Origin of the sequence: Stenotrophomonas sp. VV52 (assembly GCF_002893095.1) — a bacterium.
Classification (GTDB): Bacteria; Pseudomonadota; Gammaproteobacteria; order Xanthomonadales; family Xanthomonadaceae; genus Stenotrophomonas; species Stenotrophomonas aracearum.
Genome location: NZ_PKQQ01000001.1, coordinates 371,786 through 392,433, shown reverse-complemented (window position 1 = coordinate 392,433; position 20,648 = coordinate 371,786). Strand labels below are relative to the sequence as shown.

Genomic DNA, 20,648 nt, shown 5'->3' with positions numbered 1-20,648 from the left:
TGCGGCGACTTCACGCCGCGCGCACGGGGGGCACCGGCATAAACGCGCTGAAACCGTCACGCGCGTCGTTTCGTGCGCTGGCGGGAATCCGGGGCAGCCGCCACACTGTTCCGGCTCTCCCCTCATTCATCGGCCAGTCCCCATGACCCACCGCCCCCGTTCGGCCCTGTTCTCCGCCCTGGCCCTGGCAACCGCGAGCCTGCCCGTGGCCGCACAGGAGGCCTCGCCGACTCCGGCCTCGCCCGAGGCCTGTTCGCAGGTGAGCACCGACGCGGCGCGCCTGGCCTGCTACGACAAACTGTTCCGGCCGACCGCGGAAACCACCCAGGCCGCCGACGCAGCCGCGATCGCAGCCAAGCAGGAACGGCGCGAGGAACGCGCGGCGGCGCGCACGCCCGACGCTCCGGCCACCGAGCGGGTCAAGCAGCGGGTGGGCGAAGTCTTCAAGAACGACGGCCATAACGCTGCGCTGGCCAACGCCGGCAAGGGCTCGCTGCTGGACAGCCGCTGGGAGCTGGCGCAGGACTCCAAGCTGGGCGCCTTCCAGCTGCGGGCCTACAAGCCGGTGTACCTGCTGCCGGCGTTCTGGACCAGCGACAAGAACCAGATGCCGCAGTCGCCGAATCCGGACAACACGGTGACCACGCCGCAGCAGCTGGACAGCAACGAGCTGAAGTTCCAGCTGAGCTTCAAGACCAAGGTGTGGGAGAACGTGTTCGGGGACAACGGGGACATCTGGGCCGGGTATACCCAGAGTTCGCGCTGGCAGGCCTACAACGCCGACAACTCGCGCCCGTTCCGCGAAACCAACTACGAGCCGGAAATCATGATGATGTTCCGCAACGGCTACTCCATCGGTGGCTGGCGCGGGCGCATGAGCGGGCTCAGCCTGACCCACATGTCCAACGGCCGCGCCGATCCGTTGTCGCGCAGCTGGAACCGGGTGATCGCCACCATCGGCCTGGACCGCGAGAACTGGGCGCTGGTGCTGCGCCCGTGGTACCGCCTGCCGGAAGACCGCGAAGACGACAACAACCCGGATATCGAGGATTACATGGGCCGCGGCGACGCGACCCTGACCTGGAACCGCAACGGCCACGAAGTCTCGCTGATGGCGCGGCATTCGCTGCGCGGCGGCGACCGCTCGCATGGCGCGCTGCAGCTGGATTACGGGTTCCCGATCAGCAACCTGCTGCGTGGGCACGTGCAGGTCTTCGACGGGTATGGCGAGAGCATGATCGATTACAACCACAAGGCCACGTACGTGGGCGTGGGTGTGTCGTTGCTGGAGTGGTATTGAGGTTACGGTGCAGCCACGCAACAATCCGCATCCCGTGTCGATGCGGCACAACCCGGGCGCGTGGCGACGCGTTCATCGAAATGGCGCACGGTGGTCAGACGGCGCGGCGTGGCTCTACCGGGTGATTATGTCCAGTCGCTGATCCCCTCGCGCCGATACACCTCGGCGAAGGCCGACCGCGCCTTCATGTGGTCCGCAAATGCCTTCAACACCGGCCACGAATCGCTCGGTCGCGGCATGTTGCGCGACCAGCGCATCAGCATCACCAACATGAAATCGACCACGCTCAGGCGCTCGCCCAGCACGTACGGGCCGTTGTTCTCAAGGTGCTCGGCCATCTGCTGCCAGGCCGCCTCGAGCTGTTGTCGGGCCATGGCACGGGTGGCCTCGGTATTGGCCTCGCCGGCCGGCTCACTGGCGTAGAACCACGCCCGGTATGCCGGCTGCAGCGTATTGGCGCACCAGAACATCCAGCGATAGGCCTGGCCGCGTTCCGGCGTCCCCGGTGCCGGCAGCAGCCCGGCCTGCGGGTGCAGGTCGGCCAGGTGCAGGGCGATTGCCGCCGCTTCGGTGAATACCTGCCCATCGATGACCAGGGTCGGCACCCGCCCGGCCGGATTGAGCGCCAGGTAATCGGCGCCCTTCTGCTCGCGCGTATCGAAATCCAGCAGCACCAGTACGTGCTCGATGCCCAGCTCGATCAACAGCCAATGCACCACCAGCGAGGCGGTGCTGGACGATCCATACAGCGTGGTGGCCATGTGCGGCGCCTGCAGTCGGGAAACCCCGATTATGCCTGCGCCGCAACGCTCCGCAGGGCGGACCTCAGGCCACGACCACCGGAATGGCGCCGATACGGGCCTGCCACTCGCGCGGGCCGGTGATGTGCACCGATTCGCCGGTGGAATCGACCGCCACGGTCACCGGCATGTCCTGCACGGTGAATTCGTAGATCGCTTCCATGCCGAGGTCGGCGAAACCCACCACCTTGGCCGCCTTGATCGCCTTGGAGACCAGATAAGCCGAACCGCCGACCGCCATCAGGTAGGCCGACTTGTTGTCGCGGATCGCCTCGATCGCGGCCGGGCCGCGTTCGGCTTTGCCGACCATGCCGAGCAGGCCGGTCTGTTCCAGCACCTGGCGGGTGAACTTGTCCATGCGGGTGGCGGTGGTCGGACCGGCCGGGCCCACCACTTCGTCGCGCACCGGATCGACCGGGCCCACGTAATAGATGAAGCGCCCCTTCAGGTCGACCGGCAGCGGCTCGCCCTTGTTGAGCATGTCGACCATGCGCTTGTGCGCGGCATCGCGGCCGGTGAGCAGCTTGCCGTTGAGCAGCAGGGTCTGGCCCGGCTTCCAGCTGGCCACGTCTTCCGGGGTGATGGTGTCCAGGTCGACCCGGGTGCCCTTGGAGGCGTCGTAGGTGATCTGCGGCCAGTCTTCCAGCGACGGCGGGTCCAGCATCACCGGGCCGCTGCCGTCCAGGGTGAAGTGGGCGTGGCGGGTGGCCGCGCAGTTGGGGATCATCGCCACCGGCAGGTTGGCGGCGTGGGTCGGGAAGTCCTTGACCTTGATGTCCAGCACCGTGGTCAGGCCGCCCAGGCCCTGCGCACCGATGCCCAGCGCGTTGACCTTGTCGTACAGCTCCAGGCGCAGTTCCTCGGCGCGGTTGGAGGCGCCGCGCGCCTTGAGTTCGTTGATGTCGATCGGCTCCATCAGCGATTCCTTGGCCAGCAGCATCGCCTTTTCGGCGGTGCCGCCGATGCCGATGCCAAGCATGCCCGGCGGGCACCAGCCGGCGCCCATGGTCGGCACGGTCTTTAGCACCCAGTCGACGATGGAGTCGGACGGGTTGAGCATGGCGAATTTGCTCTTGGCTTCGGAACCGCCACCCTTGGCGGCGACGACCACCTCGACGTGGTTGCCGGGCACCACCTTGACGTTGACCACGCCCGGGGTGTTGTCCTTGGTGTTGACGCGCTTGCCGGCCGGGTCGGCCAGCACCGAGGCGCGCAGCTTGTTGTCCGGGTGGTTGTAGGCGCGGCGCACGCCTTCATTGGCCATGTCTTCCACGCCCATGGTGGCGTCGTCCCAGCGGACGTTCATGCCGATTTCCAGGAACACGGTGACGATGCCGGTGTCCTGGCAGATCGGACGGTGGCCCTCGGCGCACATCCGCGAATTGATCAGGATCTGGGCCATCGCTTCCTTCGCGGCCGGCGACTCTTCGCGCTCGTAGGCGGCGGTGAGGCTCTTGATGTAGTCGACCGGGTGGTAGTACGAGATGTACTGCAGCGCGTCGGCGATGGACTGGATGAGGTCTTCCTGCTTGATCGATGTCACGTAATGCTCGCTTGCTCGGGGCTGGCGGGGGGTAAGCCGGCCATTTTACCCCTCATGGGAAACCGTGATGAGAATCGATCACGGTCGTGCCGGCCGCTGGCCGGCACGACCTGTCACAGGCGTCTACCCTGCCCCGTCTGAGTAGGTGAAGATCCCCCATTCCCCTTTGGAGAAACCCATGTCCGCTTCCCCCCGCGTCCCCTATGCCCGCCTGGCCGCCGACGCCTTCAAGGGCCTGCTGGCCACCAGCAAGGCCGTGCATGACAGCTCGATCGACCCCACCCTGATGGAGCTGGTGTTCCTGCGCGTGTCGCAGATCAATGGCTGCGGCTACTGCATGGACATGCATGGCACCGCGCTGCGCAAGGGCGGCGTCGAGCCGCGCAAGCTGGACACCCTGCCGGCCTGGCATGAGAGCCGGTTCTTCGACGCGCGCGAGAAGGCCGCCCTGGGCTGGGCCGAGGCCCTGACCCGGCTGAGCACGGCGGCGCCGTCGGACGCGGCGTTCGACGCACTGGCACCGCATTTCGATGAAAAGGGCATCAGCGACCTGAGCATGGGCATCGCAGTGATCAATGCCTGGAACCGGCTCGGCGCGGGGTTGTTGCCGCCGCTGCCGTAAAGCGGGGTGACCAAAACCCTCTTGAACCAATCGACGCGTCGTAGTGCCGGCCGCCGGCCGGCTCCAGGCGATGGCCGGCAGCATGGGGAGCCGGCCGGCGGCCGGCACTACGCGTCGACGGGGGCCAGTGCACAATGGCCCGCATGCCTCCTGCGCCTCCCCAGAAAAACCCCAGCCTGCGCGAGCGCTTCAAGGCGATGCGCAACCTGCCACCGTTCCTGCGCCAGGTCTGGCAGACCAGCCCGGCGCTGACCATGGCCAGCCTCGGCCTGCGTGTGATCCGCGCGCTGCTGCCGGTGGCGATGCTGTACGTCGGCAAGCTGATCATCGATGCCGCACTGCTGCTGAGCCGGCACGAAGCAGGCTTCCCGCCGTTCGGGGAGGCGCTGTCCAGCGGGCTGCTCAATCCGCTGCTGGGCCTGCTGGCGCTTGAATTCGGCCTGGCAATCGCTTCGGACCTGCTCGGGCGGATCGTCAATTACGCCGACAGCCTGCTTTCGGAGCTGTTCACCAACGTCACCAGCGTGCGCCTGATGGAGCACGCTGCCGAGCTGGACCTGGAGGACTTCGAGGACCCGGACCTGCAGGACAAGCTGGACCGCGCCCGGCGCCAGACCATGGGCCGGATGAGCCTGATGAGCCAGCTGTTCGGCCAGGTGCAGGACGCGATCACCGTGGCCAGCCTGGCGGTCGGCCTGCTGGTGTATGCGCCCTGGCTGATCCTGCTGCTGGCGATGGCGCTGGTGCCGGCGTTCATCGGCGAGTCCCACTTCAACGCGGCCGGTTACAGCCTGAACTTCCAGTGGACCCCCGAGCGCCGCCAGCTCGACTACCTGCGCCAGATCGGCGCCAGCGTGGAAACGGCCAAGGAAGTGAAGATCTTCAACCTGCACCGGTTCCTGATCGACCGCTACCGGTTCCTGGCCGAGAAGTTCTTCCGCGCCAATCGCGCCCTCGCCCGCCGCCGCGCGTTCTGGGGTACGTTGCTGGCTGCACTGGGCACGCTGGGCTACTACACCGCCTATGCCTACATCGCGTGGCGCACCGTCCGCGGCGACTTTTCGATCGGCGACCTGACCTTCCTGGCCGGCAGCTTCCTGCGCCTGCGCCAGCTGCTGGAAGGCCTGCTGATCGGGTTCTCGCAGGTGGCCAGCCAGGCGCTGTACCTGGACGACCTGTACTCGTTCTTCGAGATCGAACCGGAGATCCATTCGCGCGCAGATGCGGTGCCGGTGCCGCAACCGATCACCCGCGGCTTCGTATTCGAGGACGTGGGATTCCGCTACCCGGACGCCGACGCGTGGGCGGTTCGCCACCTGGATTTCGAGCTGCGCGCTGGCGAAGTACTGGCCCTGGTCGGCGAGAACGGTGCCGGCAAGACCACCCTGGTGAAGCTGCTGGCGCGCCTGTACGACCCCGACGAGGGCCGCATCCTGCTCGATGGGCGCGACCTGCGCGAGTACGACCTGGACGACCTGCGCGCCAACATGGGGGTGATCTTCCAGGACTTCGTGCGCTACAACCTGACCGCCGGCGAGAACATCGGGGTGGGCCTGGTCGAGGCGATGACCGACGATGCGCGCATCCGTGACGCGGCCCGGCGCGGCATGGCCGATGAGGTGATCGAAGGACTGCCACAGGGCTACGAGCAGCTGATCGGGCGCCGGTTCAAGCAGGGCGTGGACCTGTCCGGCGGGCAGTGGCAGAAGATCGCCATCGCCCGCGCCTACATGCGCGACGCGCAGGTGATGATCCTGGACGAACCGACCGCCGCGCTGGATGCGCGCGCCGAGTTCGAGGTGTTCCAGCGCTTCAAGGAGCTGTCCGACAACCGTACGGCGGTACTGATCTCGCACCGGTTCTCGTCGGTGAGGATGGCCGACCGGATCCTGGTGCTGGCCGAGGGCCGGCTGGAGGCCAGCGGGACCCATACCGAGCTGATGGCGCAGGGTGGACGGTATGCGGAGCTGTTTGAACTACAGGCTGCCGGATACCGGTAAAAATGGGGTTTCGGGCCAGTCAATGAGAATTTATCTCATTTGAGCTAGAATACCCTCGACAACACAGATCAGACCCCACCCCCATGTCTTCCGCTTTTGGTGCCGAAACGGTGCTTGAAGTCCGTCACTGGACGGACGCCTACTTCAGCTTCACCACCACCCGCGACAGCGGTTTCCGCTTCGAGAATGGCCAGTTCGTCATGATCGGGCTGGAAACCGAGGCGCGGCCGCTGCTGCGTGCGTATTCCATCGCCAGCGCCAACTGGGAAGAGAACCTGGAGTTCTTCAGCATCAAGGTGCAGGACGGTCCGCTGACCTCGCGCCTGCAGCACATCAAGCCGGGCGACAAGGTACTGGTCGGCAAGAAGCCCACCGGCACGCTGCTGATCAGCGACCTGCATCCGGGCAAGCACCTGTACCTGCTGGGTACCGGTACCGGCCTGGCGCCGTGGTTGTCGGTGATCAAGGACCCGGAAACCTACGAGCGCTTCGACAAGGTGATCCTCACCCACGGCGTGCGCTTCGAGAAGGACCTGGCCTATCGCGAGCTGTTCGAGAAGGAACTGCGCGAGCACGAGTTCCTGGGCGAGATGATCGGCGACAAGCTGCTGTACTACCCTGCCGTCACCCGTGAGCCGTTCCCGAACCAGGGCCGCCTGACTTCGCTGATGGAAAGCGGCGAGATGCAGCGCACGCTGGGCCTGCCGGAGCTGAACCCGGAAAACGACCGCGCGATGATCTGCGGCAGTCCGCAGATGCTGGCCGACCTGCGCCACGTGTTGGACGCGCGGGGTTTCCAGACCTCGCCGCGCATCGGCACGCCGGGGCATTACGTGTTCGAGCGCGCGTTCGTCGAGAAATAACCGGCGCCGGATGGTCCGCGTGGGACACGCATGGCGTGTCGCTACGCGGATACCGTCACCCCGAGCGGATCCCGCCACCCCAGCGTAGCGACACGCCGTGCGTGTCCCACGCGGTGCCGGCTCCGCCCGCTCACCCCAACGCCGCCTCAACATCCCCGCGCAGGTTCTCAGGTTTGTCTGTAGGCGCGTAGCGTTCCAGCACGCGCCCGTCGCGGCCGATCAGGAACTTGCTGAAGTTCCATTTGATCGCGCTCAGGCCAAGCAGGCCGGTTTTTTCCTTCTTGAGCCACGCCCACAGCGGGTGTGCGCCGTCGCCGTTCACCTCGATCTTCTCCGACAACGGGAAGTCCACTTCATAGGTCAGCGAGCAGAAGTTCCGAATCTCCTCGGCATTGCCCGGTTCCTGGTGGCCGAACTGGTCGCACGGGAAGCCGATCACCACCAGGCCGCGCTCGCGGTACTCCTTCCACAGGGTCTCCAGGCCTTCGTACTGTGGCGTGAAGCCGCACTTGCTGGCCACGTTCACCAACAGCAGGGCCTTGCCCCGGTACTGCTCCAGCGGTTGCGGCTGGCCGTCCAGGTCCACGAACGAGAAATCGAATGCGGTGGTCATGGTCGTGCTTCCAAGGGGGATGGGGTGATTGTAGGTTCGAAACCCCCGCCCACACATGCCTTTCGACACAAGCCCGGGGCCATCACCCCGGGTTAACCTCGGGCACTTGTCTGACCGGAGATTTCCCCTTGACCACCCGTCTTGCCCTCGCTGTCGCCGTGACCCTCGGCCTTGCCCTGCCCGCCTATTCCGCCGTTGCCGCCACCCCGGCCGCCAACGCCGCCCAGCAGGCCAACCCGTTCTTCGCCGACAGCCCGCTGCCGCTGCACTACCCGCAGTTCGACAAGATCAAGGACAGCGACTTCGCTCCCGCCTTCGACGCCGGCATGGCCCAGCAGCTGAAGGAAGTGGAGGCCATCGCCAACAACAAGGCCAAGCCGACCTTCGAAAACACCCTCATCGCCCTGGAAAAGAGCGGTGACACCCTGGACCGCGCCACGACCGTGTTCTTCAGCCTGGTCGGCGCCGACACCAACGACACCCGCAAGAAGCTGCAGGCCGACTACTCGGCGAAGTTCGCCGCGCACAGCGATGCGATCGCGCTGAACGGCAAGCTGTTCGACCGCATCCAGGCCCTGTATGACACCCGCACCCAGCTCGGCCTGGACGCCGAAGGCGTGCGCCTGGTCGAGAAGTACTACGAAAGCTACGTGCGCGCCGGTGCCAAGCTCAATGAAGCCGACAAGACCAAGCTCAAGGCGATGAACGCCGAGCTGGCCAGCCTGGGCACGAAGTTCAGCCAGAACGTGCAGAACGAAGTGAATGCCTCGGCCGTGACCGTGGACGACGTCAAGCTGCTGGACGGCCTGTCGGACGAGCAGATCGCCGCCGCGTCGGAAGCCGCCAAGGCGCGCAAGCTCGACGGCAAGTACGTCATCGCCCTGCTCAACACCACCGGCCAGCCGCCGCTGACCAACCTGACCAACCGCGACCTGCGCAAGAAGATCTACGACGCGTCGGTCACCCGCGGCAGCCGCGGTGGCGAGTTCGACAACACCGCGCTGGTCGCGCGCATCATGCAGCTGCGCGCCGACAAGGCCAAGCTGATGGGCTTCGAGAACTTCGCCGCTTACAACCTGACCAACCAGACTGCCAAGACGCCCGAAGCGGTCAACGCGATGCTGGGCCAGCTGGCCCCGGCCGCGGTGGCCAACGCCAAGCGCGAAGCCGCCGACCTGCAGGCGATGATCGACAAGGAACAGAAGGCCGCCGGCAAGCCGACCTTCCAGCTCGAGGCGTGGGACTGGGCCTACTACAGCGAGAAGGTGCGCCAGGCCAAGTACAACTTCGACGAGTCCCAGCTCAAGCCGTACTTCGAGCTGAAGAACGTGCTGGAAAACGGCGTGTTCTTCGCCGCCAACCAGGAATACGGCCTGAGCTTCAAGCAGCGCACCGACCTGCCGGTCTACCACGACGACGTGACCGTGTACGACGTGTTCGACGCCGACGGCAGCCAGCTGGCGATCTTCATCTTCGACCCTTACGCGCGTGCGTCCAAGCGTGGCGGTGCGTGGATGAACTCCTACGTTTCGCAGTCCGCGCTGACCGGCTTCAAGCCGGTGGTGGCCAACCACCTCAACATTCCCAAGCCGCCGGCCGGCCAGCCGACCCTGCTGACCTGGGATGAAGTGACCACCACCTTCCACGAATTCGGCCACGCCCTGCACGGCATGTTCTCGAACGTGAAGTACCCGTACTTCTCGGGCACCTCGGTGCCGCGCGACTTCGTCGAGTTCCCCTCGCAGGTCAACGAGATGTGGGCCGACAACCCGCTGATCCTGAAGAACTACGCCAAGGACCACCGCAACGGCACCGCGATGCCGCAGGCGCTGCTGGACAAGGTGCTGGCCGCGTCGAAGTTCAACCAGGGCTTTGCCACCACCGAATACCTGGGCGCGGCCATGCTCGACCAGCGCTGGCACCAGATCGGTCCGGACCAGGTGCCGGCGGCCAAGGACGTGATGGCCTTCGAGCGCGCCGCGCTGAAGAAGGACGGGATCTACTACGCGCCGGTTCCGCCGCGCTACAAGACCCCGTACTTCAGCCACATCATGGGCGGCTACTCGGCCGGGTACTACGCCTACATCTGGTCGGAAGTGCTGGATGCCAACACCCAGAAGTGGTTCCGTGAAAACGGTGGCCTGAGCCGCAAGAACGGCGACCATTTCCGCCAGACCCTGCTGTCCAGGGGCGGCAGCGTGGATGCCATGCAGCTGTTCCAGGACTTCGCCGGTCATGCGCCGGAGATCGGTCCGCTGCTGGAAAAGCGTGGTTTGACCCAGCCGTAATCGGCTGAGCAGGCGCGATACCGAAACCGCCCGGCGCTGCCGGGCGGTTTTTTTTGGTCATCGCGGTGCCAGATACCCGCCCGGAACCCCGTTCGGCGACAACACCAGCTGCCACAGCTGCGCATGCCGGCAGCGGAAACTCGCCATCGACCCGGCCAGATAAAACCGCCACATCCGCTTGAACCGTTCGTCATACCGCGCCGGATCCAACTGCCCCCACGCCGCCTCCACGTTCGCCCGCCACGCCTGCAGCGTGCGGTCGTAATCCGGCCCGAAGCTGTGCCAGTCCTCCAGGACGAACAGCCCCTCGAACGCGGCGGTGATCTGCGCGGCCGACGGCAGCATCGAATTCGGGAAGATGTAGCGTGCGATCCACGGGTCGGTACGGTGCCGCGAAATGTTGCTGCCGATGCTGTGCAGCAGGAACAACCCGTCCGGCTTCAGGCAGCGCCGCGCCATCTCGAAATAACCGCGGTAGTTCTTGTCGCCTACGTGTTCGAACATGCCCACCGACAGGATCGCATCGAACGGCTCCTCCACGTCGTGGTAATCCTGCAGGCGGATCTCGATCGGCAGCCCGGCGCACAGCTCGCGCGCGAACGCGGCCTGTTCCTGCGAAATCGTGATGCCCACGCCGGACACCCCGTAGCGCTCGGCTGCGAATTTCAGCGCTTCGCCCCATCCGCAGCCGATGTCGAGCACGCGCTGGCCGGGGCGCAGTCCAAGCTTGCGACAGATCAGGTCAAGCTTGGCTTCCTGCGCCGCATCGAGGTCGCGTGCCTGGGCCCAGTACCCGCAGCTGTAGACCAGGCGCCTGCCAAGCATGGCGTGGTACAGGTCGTTGCCCAGGTCGTAATGGCGACGGCCCACTTCCAGGCTGCCGCCGCCGGCCTGCAGGTTGAACAGGCGGGCCTTCAGGCCATCGGCCAGTTCGCGCCAGCCATGCACGCGTTCGTCCACGTGCGCCTGCATCAGGTGCAGCAGGAACCCGTCCAGCGAGGCGGAATCCCACTGCCCGTCCATGTAGCTTTCGCCCAGGCCCAGCGAGCCCTGGGCAATGACGCGGGTGTAGAAGTGTGGGTCGTGGACCTGGATGTCGTGCGGACGCCCCCCTTCAACGGTGACGTCCGCCTCGTGCAGCAACTCGATGACCCGCCGTTGCAGCCCCCCGTCCATGTCGCCGCCCCCGTCAGCCCTTGGCGAACAGGCCGGCGTAGGCCGGCGCCACGTGCGGCACCAGCACGGCGGCCGGCACGTCCACGGTCTGGGTGCCGTCCGAGTACGGCCCGACCTGGTACGGCGGGAACACGAAACGCACCGCAGTGATCAGGCCGTTGGGGTCGGTGATCGGCTGGAACTGGCTGAAGTTGTCGGCGCTGGCGCCGGTGCCGTCGGCAATCATCCGGCTGGCGCTGCGCAGCGCTTCCTGCTGCTGGCCGGGCTCCATGTCGTCGCTGCTCAGCCGGGTCGCCACGCGCTCGCGCAGCTGGTCGGCTACGTAATCGCTGACCGCGCCCCAGCCTTTGGTATCCGGAATCAGCGTCTCGGCGGTCAGCATCTGCTGCTGTTCGGGCAGCCACACGAAGCGGGCCACCAGCGGCTCGCCGTGGGCACCGCCGGTGTAGCGGCTGCCGTCGGCACTGATCACCACCATCTGCGGCGTTTCCAGCAATTTCTCGAAACTCAGCGACAGCTCGTACGGCATGGTCGGCTTGTCGTTGCCCAGTCCGTCCACCGCCTGCTGCAGCTCGCCGCGCGCAGCGGTGGCGTAGTCCGACAGCGCCTTGGCCAGGCCCGGATAGCGGTTCACGTCCGGCGGGTAGCTGATGCCGACCACGGCCTGCGGGGTATTTTCGATGACATCGCGCAGTTCCAGCGGTGCGTCGACGGTCGCCTGCGGAGCGGTGGTGTCCGGCTGCGTGGTGGCCGGGCCTTCGGTGGGCGCGGCGGTAGTGTCCGGCTCGCGCCTGCAGCCGGCCAGCAGCACCAGCCCCACGGCCAACGCCAGCGCACCGGTACGCAGCGCGCGGCGGTTTCCTGCGATGTTCATTGCAATCCCCTTGTTGAATCCCGTCATGATGTTCCTTCTTCCGTGAAAGGCACCTGTTTTTTTCAGGGCGCGAGCAGATCGTCGTACTCGGTGTGGTTCTCGAAGAAGTGTTGGGCGTACTCGCAGTCCGGCACAACCGTGTAGTGATTGTCGCGGGCATGGCGAAGCGCCACTTTGGTCAGCTCCCCCGCGATGCCGCGGCCGGCGATGGCCTCGGGCACGCCGGTATGGGTAATGACCATCTGCCCGTCCTTGAGGGTGTAGTCCAGCACGGCGAGCTCCCCGCGAACGCGGGCCTGGAAACGGTGCTGATCCGGGAGGTGCTCCACCTCGTACGCCAATCCGGGCGGGGTAACCGAAGCCATGGCGGTGTCTCCTGCGGCGACTGTCGCGATAGTGCGCAGCGTGGCGCCATGATCGCGTGAAGCCTGAACAGGGGCAACAGGCGACGTAACGGGTCACATCTGGCCCTAAAGCTCCGCCGGCTCAAGCCGATATAGGGATCGGACAGGGCGTAAAAGCTGGCACGGCTTTTGCGACTCCTGCCTGCCCCATCCGTGTCCCAAGGAGCGTTACATGGACAATGCACCCGAAGTTGCCCTGCCCGGCGATGCCGACAGCTCGCTGCTCGAAGGCCTGTTCCAGCTGGCCCTGAACGGCCAGACCAACGGGTCGGACTTCGACCTTATCGACCACGAGGTCTACACCCGCCTGCTCAGCGCCTACGGCGTCGACCAGCGCTTCGCCGCGTAATCCATCAGCCGCCCAGGCTGAAGCGCGGGTTGCTCAACTCGGCCAGGAAGTGCCCGAAGATCTCCGGGCGCATGGCAAGCATGAAGATCACGCCGAACGCGGCACCGGCCAGGTGCGCGCTGTGGTTGATGCGGTCCCCGCCCCGGCGGTCCATCCAGATGCTGTAGCCGACGTAGAACGCGGCATAGATGATCGCCGGGGCCGGAATGAAGAACACGAAGATGATCGTCCACGGGCTGAGCAGGATGAAGGCGAACAGCACCGCCGACACCGCGCCCGAGGCGCCCAGGCTCATGTAGTTGGGGTTCTTCTGGTTTTTCAGGTAGCTGGGCAGGATCGACACCACCAGCGCCCCCAGGTAGAACGCCGGGTAGGTCAGGTAGCTGCCGGTCAGGCTGGCCATCACCCGTTCGATCTGCCCGCCGAAGAAGAACAGCGTGATCATGTTGAAGATCAGGTGCGACCAGTCCGCGTGGATGAACCCATAGGTCACCAGGCGGTCGTACTGGCGCTTGCGGTCCACCGCCGGCGGCCACAGGATCAGGCGGTCGGCCAGCGCGCGGTTGTTGAACGCCATCCACGAAACAAGGGCGGTGATGGCGATCAGCAGCAGGTTTACGGGGGTCATGGCGGTACTCAGGCAGCGCGGTAGTTGTCGACCATACGATAGCGCTTGGCATACCAACCGAAGGCCAACGCCGCGACGAACGCGAAGCCGGCGAAGAAGAACATCAGGAACGCGGCCTCGCTGAGCCCGGTACTGGCGATCTGGTGGGTCACCGTTTCATTGCGCACGGCGGCATTGGACAGCAGCACCCACAAGTTGCCGATGGTGGTGGTCAGGTTCCAGAAGCTCATCACCACGCCCTTCATCGCCTGCGGCGCCTGGCTGTAGGCGAACTCCAGGCCGGTAGCCGAAACCAGCACCTCACCGAAGGTCAGCAGCGCGTACGGCAGCATCTGCCAGAAGATCGACATGACGTTGCCGCCGTCCATCATCACCTGGATGCCGCCGACCACGATCCAGGCCAGGCCGCTGAAGGCGATGCCGGCGGTCATGCGGCGCAGCGCGGTCGGCTCGAAGCCGAAGCGGCGCAGTGCCGGATACAGGACCAGGTTGTTGAACGGGATCAGGATCATCACCAGCAGCGGGTTCAGCGCCTGCATCTGCGAGGCGGTGAACCAGGACGGCATGGCCATCTGCTGGCCCTGCAGCACCCAGGTGGACGCCTTCTGGTCGAACAGCGAGAAGAACGGGGTGGTCAGCGCGAAGATCACCAGCACGCGCAGCACCGAACGCACGCCTTCCACGGCTTCGGCCGGGTGCACGGCACGGGCGCGGTCGAGCTGGATCCAGGTGCCGCCGCCCACGCCGGCCAGCACCAGCACCAGCGCGATGCACAGGCAGATCACGATGCCGAGGCTGCCGACCAGGCCCATCGAGGCCACCGCCAGCACCGCGCCGAGAATGGCCAGGGTGCGGCCCGGACGGCCCTTGCCCGGCACCTGCGCCGACAGCGCGGTGCGCACCACGTTGCCGAACGAATGCGGGTCCTTCGGCGGCAGCGGCACCAGCACGTAGCGCTTGCGGCCCAGCCAGAACACGAAGGTGGCCACGAACATCAGGATGCCCGGGATGCCGAACGCCCACTGCGGGCCGAGGTTCTTCAGCGCCAGCGGGATCAGCAGCGAGGCGAACAGCGAGCCGAAGTTGATGATCCAGTAGAAGGCGTCGAACACGATCTTGGCCAGGTGCTTGTTGCTCTGATCGAACTGGTCGCCCATGAACGAGGCCACCAGCGGCTTGATGCCGCCGGCGCCCAGCGCGATCAGGCCCAGGCCGAAGAAGAAGCCTTCGCGACTGTTCTCGAAAAGCGCCAGGCAGGCGTGGCCGGCGCAGTAGATCAGGCTGAACCAGAGGATGGTGTGGTACTTGCCGAAGAACTTGTCGGCCAGCCAGCCGCCGAGCAGCGGGAAGAAGTACACGCCGATCATGAAGCTGTGCATGATGTCCTTGGCCTCGCCGGCCCGGCCATCGGCCGTGATCTCCTGCAGCAGCAGCGAGGTGATCAGGAACTGCACCAGGATGTTGCGCATCCCGTAGAAACTGAACCGTTCGCAGGCCTCGTTGCCGATGATGTACGGAATCTGGCGCGGCATCCTGCCCGTGCCAACGCTGGCGGCTGCGGTCGTGCTCATGCTATCGGGCTGTCCTGCGGCTTCAAAGGGCGCAAGGTTACCGGAAGGTCCCCGGCCGCGCACGCTGCGGCCGAACGTGACATTTGACGGAAGTCACGGCACGTCCACGGCTCAAGCGTAAACTTATCGTTATGCGCCTCCTCCCCACGGTTGTCGCAGGACACTGGCACGGCTGGCTCCTGCTCCTGATGTTGACCACCCCCGTCCTGTCGGCCGATGCCCGCCAGGGCGAGCCTGCGCCGCGCCTGCTGAAGATCGCCACGCTGGAGCTGCCGGTGGGCGACGACAGCGAGTGGGAACAGCGCCGCGACCAGCTGCTGCAGGTGCTGGAGGGGCTGCAGCCGGACGTGATCGCGGTGCAGCGGGTGCAGCAGTCGCAGGGCCGCAACCCGGCCTGCTGGCTGGCGACCCGCCTGCGCTACAGCTGCGACTTCGTCACCGCCGACCCGCCCAGCCAGCGCCTGCGCCATGGCAGTGCCCTGCTCAGCCGGCTGCCGGTGTCCGAGGATGGCGTCACCCTGCTGCATCCGCCGGGCCAGTTCAGCGCCGCCGGCATGCTGCGGGTGAAGCTGCAGGAAGCGCTGGTCAACATCTATGTGGCGCGGCTGCGTCCGGACCCGGACGAGCCGACGGTGCGCCAGCACCAGACCAGCGACCTGATGACCTGGATCGGGGCCACGTCCGATGGGTTGCCGTCGCTGATCGCAGGCGACTTCTCCGCCGACACCGAAGAGCTGGTCAGCAGTTCGCCGGGCTTCCAGCCAGCGCGCAAGAATCCCGGGGAGCGGGTCGACCCACCCTCGCTGGTCGGGGTGGCCGGCGGGCATGGCCTGGATGTGTTGTTCCAGGTGTCCCACTTCGCCAGCCAGGGCCTGCAGCCGGTGAAGCTGCCCGCGCCGGAGGGGTCCGAAGGCGGCGGCGTGCGGCTGGGGATCATCGCGACCCTTCGATTGCAGGACGAAGCCGCAACACGGTAACGAAAACGCCGGGCGTAGGGCCCGGCGTTCTTTGATCAGGCGATCGCTTCCTGGTAACGACGCTCGACTTCGTTCCAGTCGATGACGTTGAAGAACGCGCCGATGTATTCCGGGCGACGGTTCTGGTACTTCAGGTAGTACGCGTGTTCCCACACGTCCAGGCCCAGGATGGGGGTGTTGCCTTCCATCAGCGGGCTGTCCTGGTTGCCGGTGCTCTCAACCACGACCTTCTTGTCCGGGGTGACGCTCAGCCAGGCCCAGCCGCTGCCGAAACGGGTCAGCGCAGCCTTGGTGAAGGCTTCCTTGAACTTCTCGAAACCGCCCAGGTCCGCGTCGATCGCCTTGGCGACGTCGCCCTTCGGGTTGCCACCGGCGTTGGGCGCCATCACGGTCCAGAACAGGCTGTGGTTGGCGTGGCCGCCACCGTTGTTGCGCACCGGGCCCTGCAGGTTTTCCGGCAGCGACTTCAGCTTCTTGACCAGCTCTTCCACCGGCAGGTCGGCGTATTCGGTGCCTTCCAGTGCCGCATTGACGTTGTTGATGTAGGTCTGGTGATGCTTGGTGTGATGGATTTCCATCGTGGCCGCATCGATATGCGGCTCAAGCGCGTCGTAGGCGTAGGACAGCTTGGGGAGGGTGTAGGCCATGTGGTTCTCCTGGTAGCTCACTCGCCCGGCGAAGACCGGGCGTTGCGAAGTCGATGATGGGGATGGATGTGAAGGTTACCAACCCCCCATGTAAGGGAATGTGCATCGCACCAGGAAATCACCGGCCCGCGGTAGTGCCAGGCCCTGCCTGGCAGTAGAGTACCCCCATGCGCAAACCCCTACTCCTCCTGCTCGCCATCCTCCTGCTGGTCGGCGGCCTGGTCGGCATCAAGCAGCTGCAGCACGCGCCTGCGCCGCAGTTCGCCCCTTCGCTCACCCAACCCGACACCGGCACGGCACCCGCCGCCAGCGCCCCGGCCAACCCCGGTGCCACGGCGCAACGTTCCGCTGATGCCCTGCCCGCCTTCCTGCCACCGGAGGCGCGCCAGACCATCGTGCTCATCCAGCGCGGCGGGCCGTATCCGCACCGCCAGGACGGCAGTGTTTTCAGCAACCGCGAACAGCGCCTGCCCGACCGGCCGCGCGGTTACTACCGCGAGTACACCGTGGACACGCCGGGCGCCGGCAACCGTGGCGCACGCCGTATCGTGACCGGCGGCACCCCGCCGACCGGTTGGTTCTACACCGACGACCATTACGAGACCTTCCGCAGTTTTGAGGTCCCACCTGCCGGGAGCTGGCAATGAATCACGATGCATTCGAACTGGGCCTGGACGACATCAACAATGCCGGCGTGTACGCGATCGGCAACGATGACATCGGGCCGTTGTCCGCGGCCATGCGCGATGCGGGGCTGCGCGTGGCCACCATCGACCTGGCCGGCTGCCACGACAAGCGCACGCTGCTGACGCGCATGGCGACGCAGCTGGATTTTCCGAGGACGTTTGGCGGAAATTGGGATGCGCTGGTGGATTGCCTGCGCGACCTGTCGTGGATCAAGGCGAACGGCTATGCGCTGTTCTTCAGCGATGCCGATGGCCTGCGCAACGATGCGGAGAAGGATTTCGATACGTTGCTGGACGTGCTGGATGAAGCCTGCCAGGCGTGGGCCGAACAGAACGTGCCGTTCTGGGCGTTCCTGGCGGTGACCGAGGCGTAGAGACACGCCATGCGTGTCCTCGCGGTGCCGGACCGCGCGCGATGACGCAACCCGTGGGACACGCATGGCGTGTCGCTACGCGGGTCGCCATTACCGGGAGCCGTTGTCTTCCTGTAGTTCTTTCTTGAACGGGACGTCCGGTGGCGGCCGCGCCACCGCCGGCTGGTCCTGCATGTTCGGGTCGGTCAGGCCGCAGCCGCCGCCGAACTGCAGGATCGAAATCACGCAGGAGATCTTCGAGCTGGTGCCGGGAATCGGAATCTCCACGGCCTTGATGCCCTTGCGCACCCATTCGGCCAGCAGCGATTCGTTCGGTGCCCAGTATTTGTCGAACGAGGTGGGCGTGTAGTCGTATGGCGGGCGCTTGAGCCAGGTGCCGGACTGCGCGATGCGCTCCTTGCTCCAGCCGTCGTTCTCGCCGCCGGGGGCGCCGCGCTCACTGTCGCCGCTGCCGTCCTGGCCGGGCACGCGCACGCTGCCGTCGGCATTGAACAATCCATCGCCGGTGCGGCCGGCGCCCTGGTTCGCCTGGTGGGCACCGCTGCGCTCGCCGTCGCGGTTGGCCGCGCCCCAGTCGTCGCCCTTGGCCGGGGTGGACCAGTCGCCGGGATTCGGCGCCGGGCGCGCGGCCGGTGCCGGCGAGGTCGAGGGCGTGGACGCCGTGCTGCGACTCGGCGCGGCCTGGCGGGCCGGGTTCGGGCTGGTGCTCGGCGTGGCCGAGGGCGTGCTCGCCGTTGCGCTTGGCGTGGCAGGCGCCGGACGCGGCGCGGCGTTGGGCACGGTACGCTCGCGCACGCTGACCTCCGGGCTGCGCCCGGGCACGGTGATCTCACGCTGCGGCACTGGCGCTACGGTGACCGACACGGAGGGCGCCGGTGCAATTTCCCGCTCGCGCACCTGCAGGTCGCGTTGCGGCACCCGGATATCCACCTGGGGCCCGGCGGTGGGCACCGGCGGGGTGGGCGCGGTGATGGTGGTGACTTCGCGCTCGCGCACGGCCAGCTCGGGGGTGCGCAGCTGCGGCTCAACCGGACGCAGGGTCGGGGTGACCGGGGTCGGGGTCGGCGCCTGCACCACTTCGACAGTGCGCTCGCGCACCTGCACCTCGGGGGCCTCGCGCGGAATCACGCGGACTTCGGTACGCGGCACGCTGGTCGGCGGCACCACGAAATCGGTGGTGGCCTCGGCCACGTCGGTGGCCTGGACCGGTTGTTCGACCGGCGTGGGCGCGGGGGTCGGCGGGGCCGGTTCTGCGGTCGCGGTGGGCTGCGGGGGCGGCGGCGTGGGTTCGGCGTCGCTGGTGGACGGGGGTGTGGGCGGCTGCGGGGCGGTGGCCGCTGGCGTACGGGCGGACGCGCGCGAACGTGCCTGCGCGGCGGCGGCTTGCGCCGCGGCGGCGGCGGCGGCGGCTGCAGCACTGCTGGCCTCGGCGGGATCGCCGCCGCCGCTGTCCTGCGGGGTGCCGCTGCCGAGGAACTCGACCTGGATGCGGCCGCCATCGCCGCCCTGCTCCGGCGTTACCGGCGGGCGGATCAGCGCGACCCACAGCAGCAGTGCGGCAAACAGCAGGTGCAGCAGCAGGCTGACCACGCCGGAGGTCCAGCGCATCCAGCGCTGGTCGCGCGGGGCCGGGTCCCAGGTCTGCCAGAGCAGCCGGCGCATGGCCTGCACGGTGCCCAGCGCCGGCAGGCGGCCGGGCGAACCGGGCAGCGGGCGCTGGATCAGTTCGGCGATGACTTCGGAGGAGCGGAACGGGCGCGGCAGCGGCGTCATCGAGCGCAGCCACAGGCCCCACCCGTAAGGGAGGCCGGTGGTTTTTTCAACGATGCGTTTTTCCGGCTGGCGAGCCAGCAGCGCGTGGAGGATCTCGTCAGCCCGGCGCAGTGTCACGCAGGACGATCAGGCAGCCGTGCCGCGGGGAATGTACGGCGCGTGCCCGCTGTCATGGTCGGTCGCGTCACGCACGGCGGTGATGCCGGGCACGCGGCCCATGAGCGTTTTTTCGATGCCCTGCTTGAGGGTGACGTCGGCCATGCCGCAGCCCTGGCAGCCGCCGCCGAAACGCAGCAGTACCACGCCGTCGGAGGAGACTTCCTGCACGGCGACCTTGCCACCGTGCGAGGCCAGCTGCGGGTTGACTTCGTTTTCCACGACCCAGCGCACGCGCTCGACCAGCGAGGCGGACTCGGCCGGCACTTCGCCCTTGATCTTGGGCGCCTTGATGGTGAGCTGCTGGCCGCCGGTGCCGTTGGTGACGATGTCGATGTCGGCACCGTCCATCCAGGCGACGCTGGTGGCGGCGACGTACAGGGTGAAGCCGTCGCAGTCCACGGCCCACTCGTCGCCGAGCAGGTCGGAGGGTTCTGCGAACTCCAGCCGGGCGTCGGCGCGCGGGGTGCCGGCGTCGACGGCGCTGAGGCGCACGCCCATGCCGGGCACGGCTTCGCGCTCGATGAGCTTGCGGAAATAGGTCTGGGCAGTGTCGGAGATCTGGATCATGCGGCTATTCTAGCGGCTTACATGTTATGCGCTCATTCGGTTTATACACTGTCCGGCGCATTGTTCAGGCATACACGAGGTGGAGGATTCCATGGCCGACCTGATTCCGCTGGCCCAGGCGCACTGCGTGCCCCGCAAGGGCAGCGACCACAAGCTGGGCGAGGCCCGGGTAGCGGAGCTGCTGCCGCAGATCCCGGGCTGGGAACTGGCCGAACAGGGCCAGGCGCTGACCCGGACGTTCCGCTTCAAGGACTACTACCGGACCATGGCGTTCGTGAACGCCCTGGCCTTCATCGCCCATGCGGAAGACCACCACCCGGACCTGGGGGTGCATTACGACCGGGCGGTGGTGCGCTTTTCGACCCACGACGTGGGTGGGCTGAGCGAGAACGACTTCATCTGTGCAGCCAAGGCTTCGGGCCTGACGGAGTGAG

The 20,648-nt window shown here is 66.8% G+C and carries 21 protein-coding genes; 10 read left to right on the top strand and 11 right to left on the bottom strand.

Annotated elements, in window-relative coordinates; genetic code table 11:
- Positions 1–142: 142 nt before the first annotated feature.
- Positions 143–1,300 (top strand): phospholipase A, encoded by a 1,158-nt coding sequence (locus tag C2U58_RS04245; RefSeq protein WP_102944679.1) that lies wholly within the window; start codon positions 143–145, stop codon positions 1,298–1,300.
- A gap of 125 nt (positions 1,301–1,425) precedes the next feature.
- On the opposite strand, the gene C2U58_RS04240 is transcribed toward C2U58_RS04245, so the two are convergent.
- Both C2U58_RS04240 and C2U58_RS04235 read right to left on the bottom strand, forming a co-directional pair.
- Positions 1,426–2,061 carry a glutathione S-transferase family protein gene (locus tag C2U58_RS04240; RefSeq protein ID WP_102944678.1) on the bottom strand — a complete coding sequence of 212 codons (636 nt, stop codon included), beginning with the start codon at positions 2,059–2,061 and terminating at the stop codon, positions 1,426–1,428.
- A gap of 64 nt (positions 2,062–2,125) precedes the next feature.
- Positions 2,126–3,643 (bottom strand): fumarate hydratase, encoded by a 1,518-nt coding sequence (locus C2U58_RS04235; RefSeq protein ID WP_102944677.1) that lies wholly within the window; start codon positions 3,641–3,643, stop codon positions 2,126–2,128.
- Positions 3,644–3,821: 178 nt separating this feature from the next.
- On the opposite strand from C2U58_RS04235, the gene C2U58_RS04230 reads away from it, so the two are divergent.
- The 3 genes from C2U58_RS04230 to C2U58_RS04220 all read left to right on the top strand — a co-directional run bounded on the left by C2U58_RS04230 (position 3,822) and on the right by C2U58_RS04220 (position 7,128).
- Entirely contained in the window at positions 3,822–4,265 is a 444-nt protein-coding gene (locus C2U58_RS04230; RefSeq protein WP_102944676.1) for a carboxymuconolactone decarboxylase family protein, read from the top strand.
- 143 nt (positions 4,266–4,408) lie between these two features.
- On the top strand, positions 4,409–6,265 hold the full coding sequence (locus C2U58_RS04225; RefSeq protein ID WP_253256639.1) for an ABC transporter ATP-binding protein: 1,857 nt from the start codon (positions 4,409–4,411) through the stop codon (positions 6,263–6,265).
- A gap of 83 nt (positions 6,266–6,348) precedes the next feature.
- Entirely contained in the window at positions 6,349–7,128 is a 780-nt protein-coding gene (locus tag C2U58_RS04220; RefSeq protein ID WP_070208498.1) for a ferredoxin--NADP reductase, read from the top strand.
- 130 nt (positions 7,129–7,258) lie between these two features.
- Here C2U58_RS04220 and C2U58_RS04215 read toward each other — a convergent pair whose 3' ends face one another.
- Complete coding sequence (locus C2U58_RS04215; protein ID WP_102944674.1) at positions 7,259–7,741, bottom strand: glutathione peroxidase; 483 nt, start codon at positions 7,739–7,741, stop codon at positions 7,259–7,261.
- A 128-nt stretch (positions 7,742–7,869) separates the two neighbouring features.
- On the opposite strand from C2U58_RS04215, the gene C2U58_RS04210 reads away from it, so the two are divergent.
- A complete protein-coding gene (locus tag C2U58_RS04210) occupies positions 7,870–10,029 on the top strand; it encodes a M3 family metallopeptidase (protein WP_102944673.1) in 2,160 nt (719 codons plus the stop codon).
- A gap of 57 nt (positions 10,030–10,086) precedes the next feature.
- Here the strand turns inward: C2U58_RS04210 and cfa are convergent, their stop codons facing one another.
- The 3 genes from cfa to C2U58_RS04195 all read right to left on the bottom strand — a co-directional run bounded on the left by cfa (position 10,087) and on the right by C2U58_RS04195 (position 12,444).
- Positions 10,087–11,205, bottom strand: coding sequence for a cyclopropane fatty acyl phospholipid synthase (gene cfa, locus C2U58_RS04205; protein ID WP_102944672.1), 1,119 nt, complete (start codon positions 11,203–11,205; stop codon positions 10,087–10,089).
- 13 nt (positions 11,206–11,218) lie between these two features.
- On the bottom strand, positions 11,219–12,079 hold the full coding sequence (locus tag C2U58_RS04200) for a DUF3298 and DUF4163 domain-containing protein (RefSeq protein ID WP_102944671.1): 861 nt from the start codon (positions 12,077–12,079) through the stop codon (positions 11,219–11,221).
- Between the two features lie 62 nt (positions 12,080–12,141).
- On the bottom strand, positions 12,142–12,444 hold the full coding sequence (locus tag C2U58_RS04195; protein WP_102944670.1) for a GNAT family N-acetyltransferase: 303 nt from the start codon (positions 12,442–12,444) through the stop codon (positions 12,142–12,144).
- A 211-nt stretch (positions 12,445–12,655) separates the two neighbouring features.
- Between C2U58_RS04195 and C2U58_RS20020 the strand changes: the two genes are divergently transcribed.
- A complete protein-coding gene (locus C2U58_RS20020; RefSeq protein ID WP_172448068.1) occupies positions 12,656–12,832 on the top strand; it encodes a hypothetical protein in 177 nt (58 codons plus the stop codon).
- 4 nt (positions 12,833–12,836) lie between these two features.
- Here C2U58_RS20020 and C2U58_RS04190 read toward each other — a convergent pair whose 3' ends face one another.
- Together C2U58_RS04190 and C2U58_RS04185 are read right to left on the bottom strand one after the other, a co-directional pair.
- Complete coding sequence (locus C2U58_RS04190) at positions 12,837–13,460, bottom strand: rhomboid family intramembrane serine protease (protein WP_102944669.1); 624 nt, start codon at positions 13,458–13,460, stop codon at positions 12,837–12,839.
- Between the two features lie 8 nt (positions 13,461–13,468).
- A complete protein-coding gene (locus tag C2U58_RS04185) occupies positions 13,469–15,031 on the bottom strand; it encodes an oligopeptide:H+ symporter (RefSeq protein ID WP_102944668.1) in 1,563 nt (520 codons plus the stop codon).
- 188 nt (positions 15,032–15,219) lie between these two features.
- Here C2U58_RS04185 and C2U58_RS04180 point away from each other — a divergent pair, with 188 nt between their 5' ends.
- A complete protein-coding gene (locus C2U58_RS04180; RefSeq protein ID WP_102944667.1) occupies positions 15,220–16,008 on the top strand; it encodes an endonuclease/exonuclease/phosphatase family protein in 789 nt (262 codons plus the stop codon).
- Between the two features lie 35 nt (positions 16,009–16,043).
- Here the strand turns inward: C2U58_RS04180 and C2U58_RS04175 are convergent, their stop codons facing one another.
- Entirely contained in the window at positions 16,044–16,655 is a 612-nt protein-coding gene (locus tag C2U58_RS04175) for a superoxide dismutase (protein WP_070209615.1), read from the bottom strand.
- A 167-nt stretch (positions 16,656–16,822) separates the two neighbouring features.
- Here C2U58_RS04175 and C2U58_RS04170 point away from each other — a divergent pair, with 167 nt between their 5' ends.
- Complete coding sequence (locus C2U58_RS04170) at positions 16,823–17,302, top strand: ribonuclease domain-containing protein (RefSeq protein WP_102944666.1); 480 nt, start codon at positions 16,823–16,825, stop codon at positions 17,300–17,302.
- Positions 17,299–17,715 (top strand): barstar family protein, encoded by a 417-nt coding sequence (locus C2U58_RS04165; protein ID WP_102944665.1) that lies wholly within the window; start codon positions 17,299–17,301, stop codon positions 17,713–17,715. Before C2U58_RS04170 ends, C2U58_RS04165 begins: the two co-directional genes overlap by 4 nt.
- Positions 17,716–17,805: 90 nt before the next feature.
- Here C2U58_RS04165 and C2U58_RS04160 read toward each other — a convergent pair whose 3' ends face one another.
- Together C2U58_RS04160 and C2U58_RS04155 are read right to left on the bottom strand one after the other, a co-directional pair.
- A complete protein-coding gene (locus tag C2U58_RS04160) occupies positions 17,806–19,605 on the bottom strand; it encodes a hypothetical protein (protein WP_102944664.1) in 1,800 nt (599 codons plus the stop codon).
- A gap of 9 nt (positions 19,606–19,614) precedes the next feature.
- Positions 19,615–20,214: an NfuA family Fe-S biogenesis protein gene (locus tag C2U58_RS04155; RefSeq protein WP_070209612.1), complete on the bottom strand. Its 600-nt coding sequence runs from the start codon at positions 20,212–20,214 to the stop codon at positions 19,615–19,617.
- 91 nt (positions 20,215–20,305) lie between these two features.
- On the opposite strand from C2U58_RS04155, the gene C2U58_RS04150 reads away from it, so the two are divergent.
- Complete coding sequence (locus C2U58_RS04150) at positions 20,306–20,647, top strand: 4a-hydroxytetrahydrobiopterin dehydratase (RefSeq protein WP_070209613.1); 342 nt, start codon at positions 20,306–20,308, stop codon at positions 20,645–20,647.
- Position 20,648 lies beyond the last annotated feature (1 nt).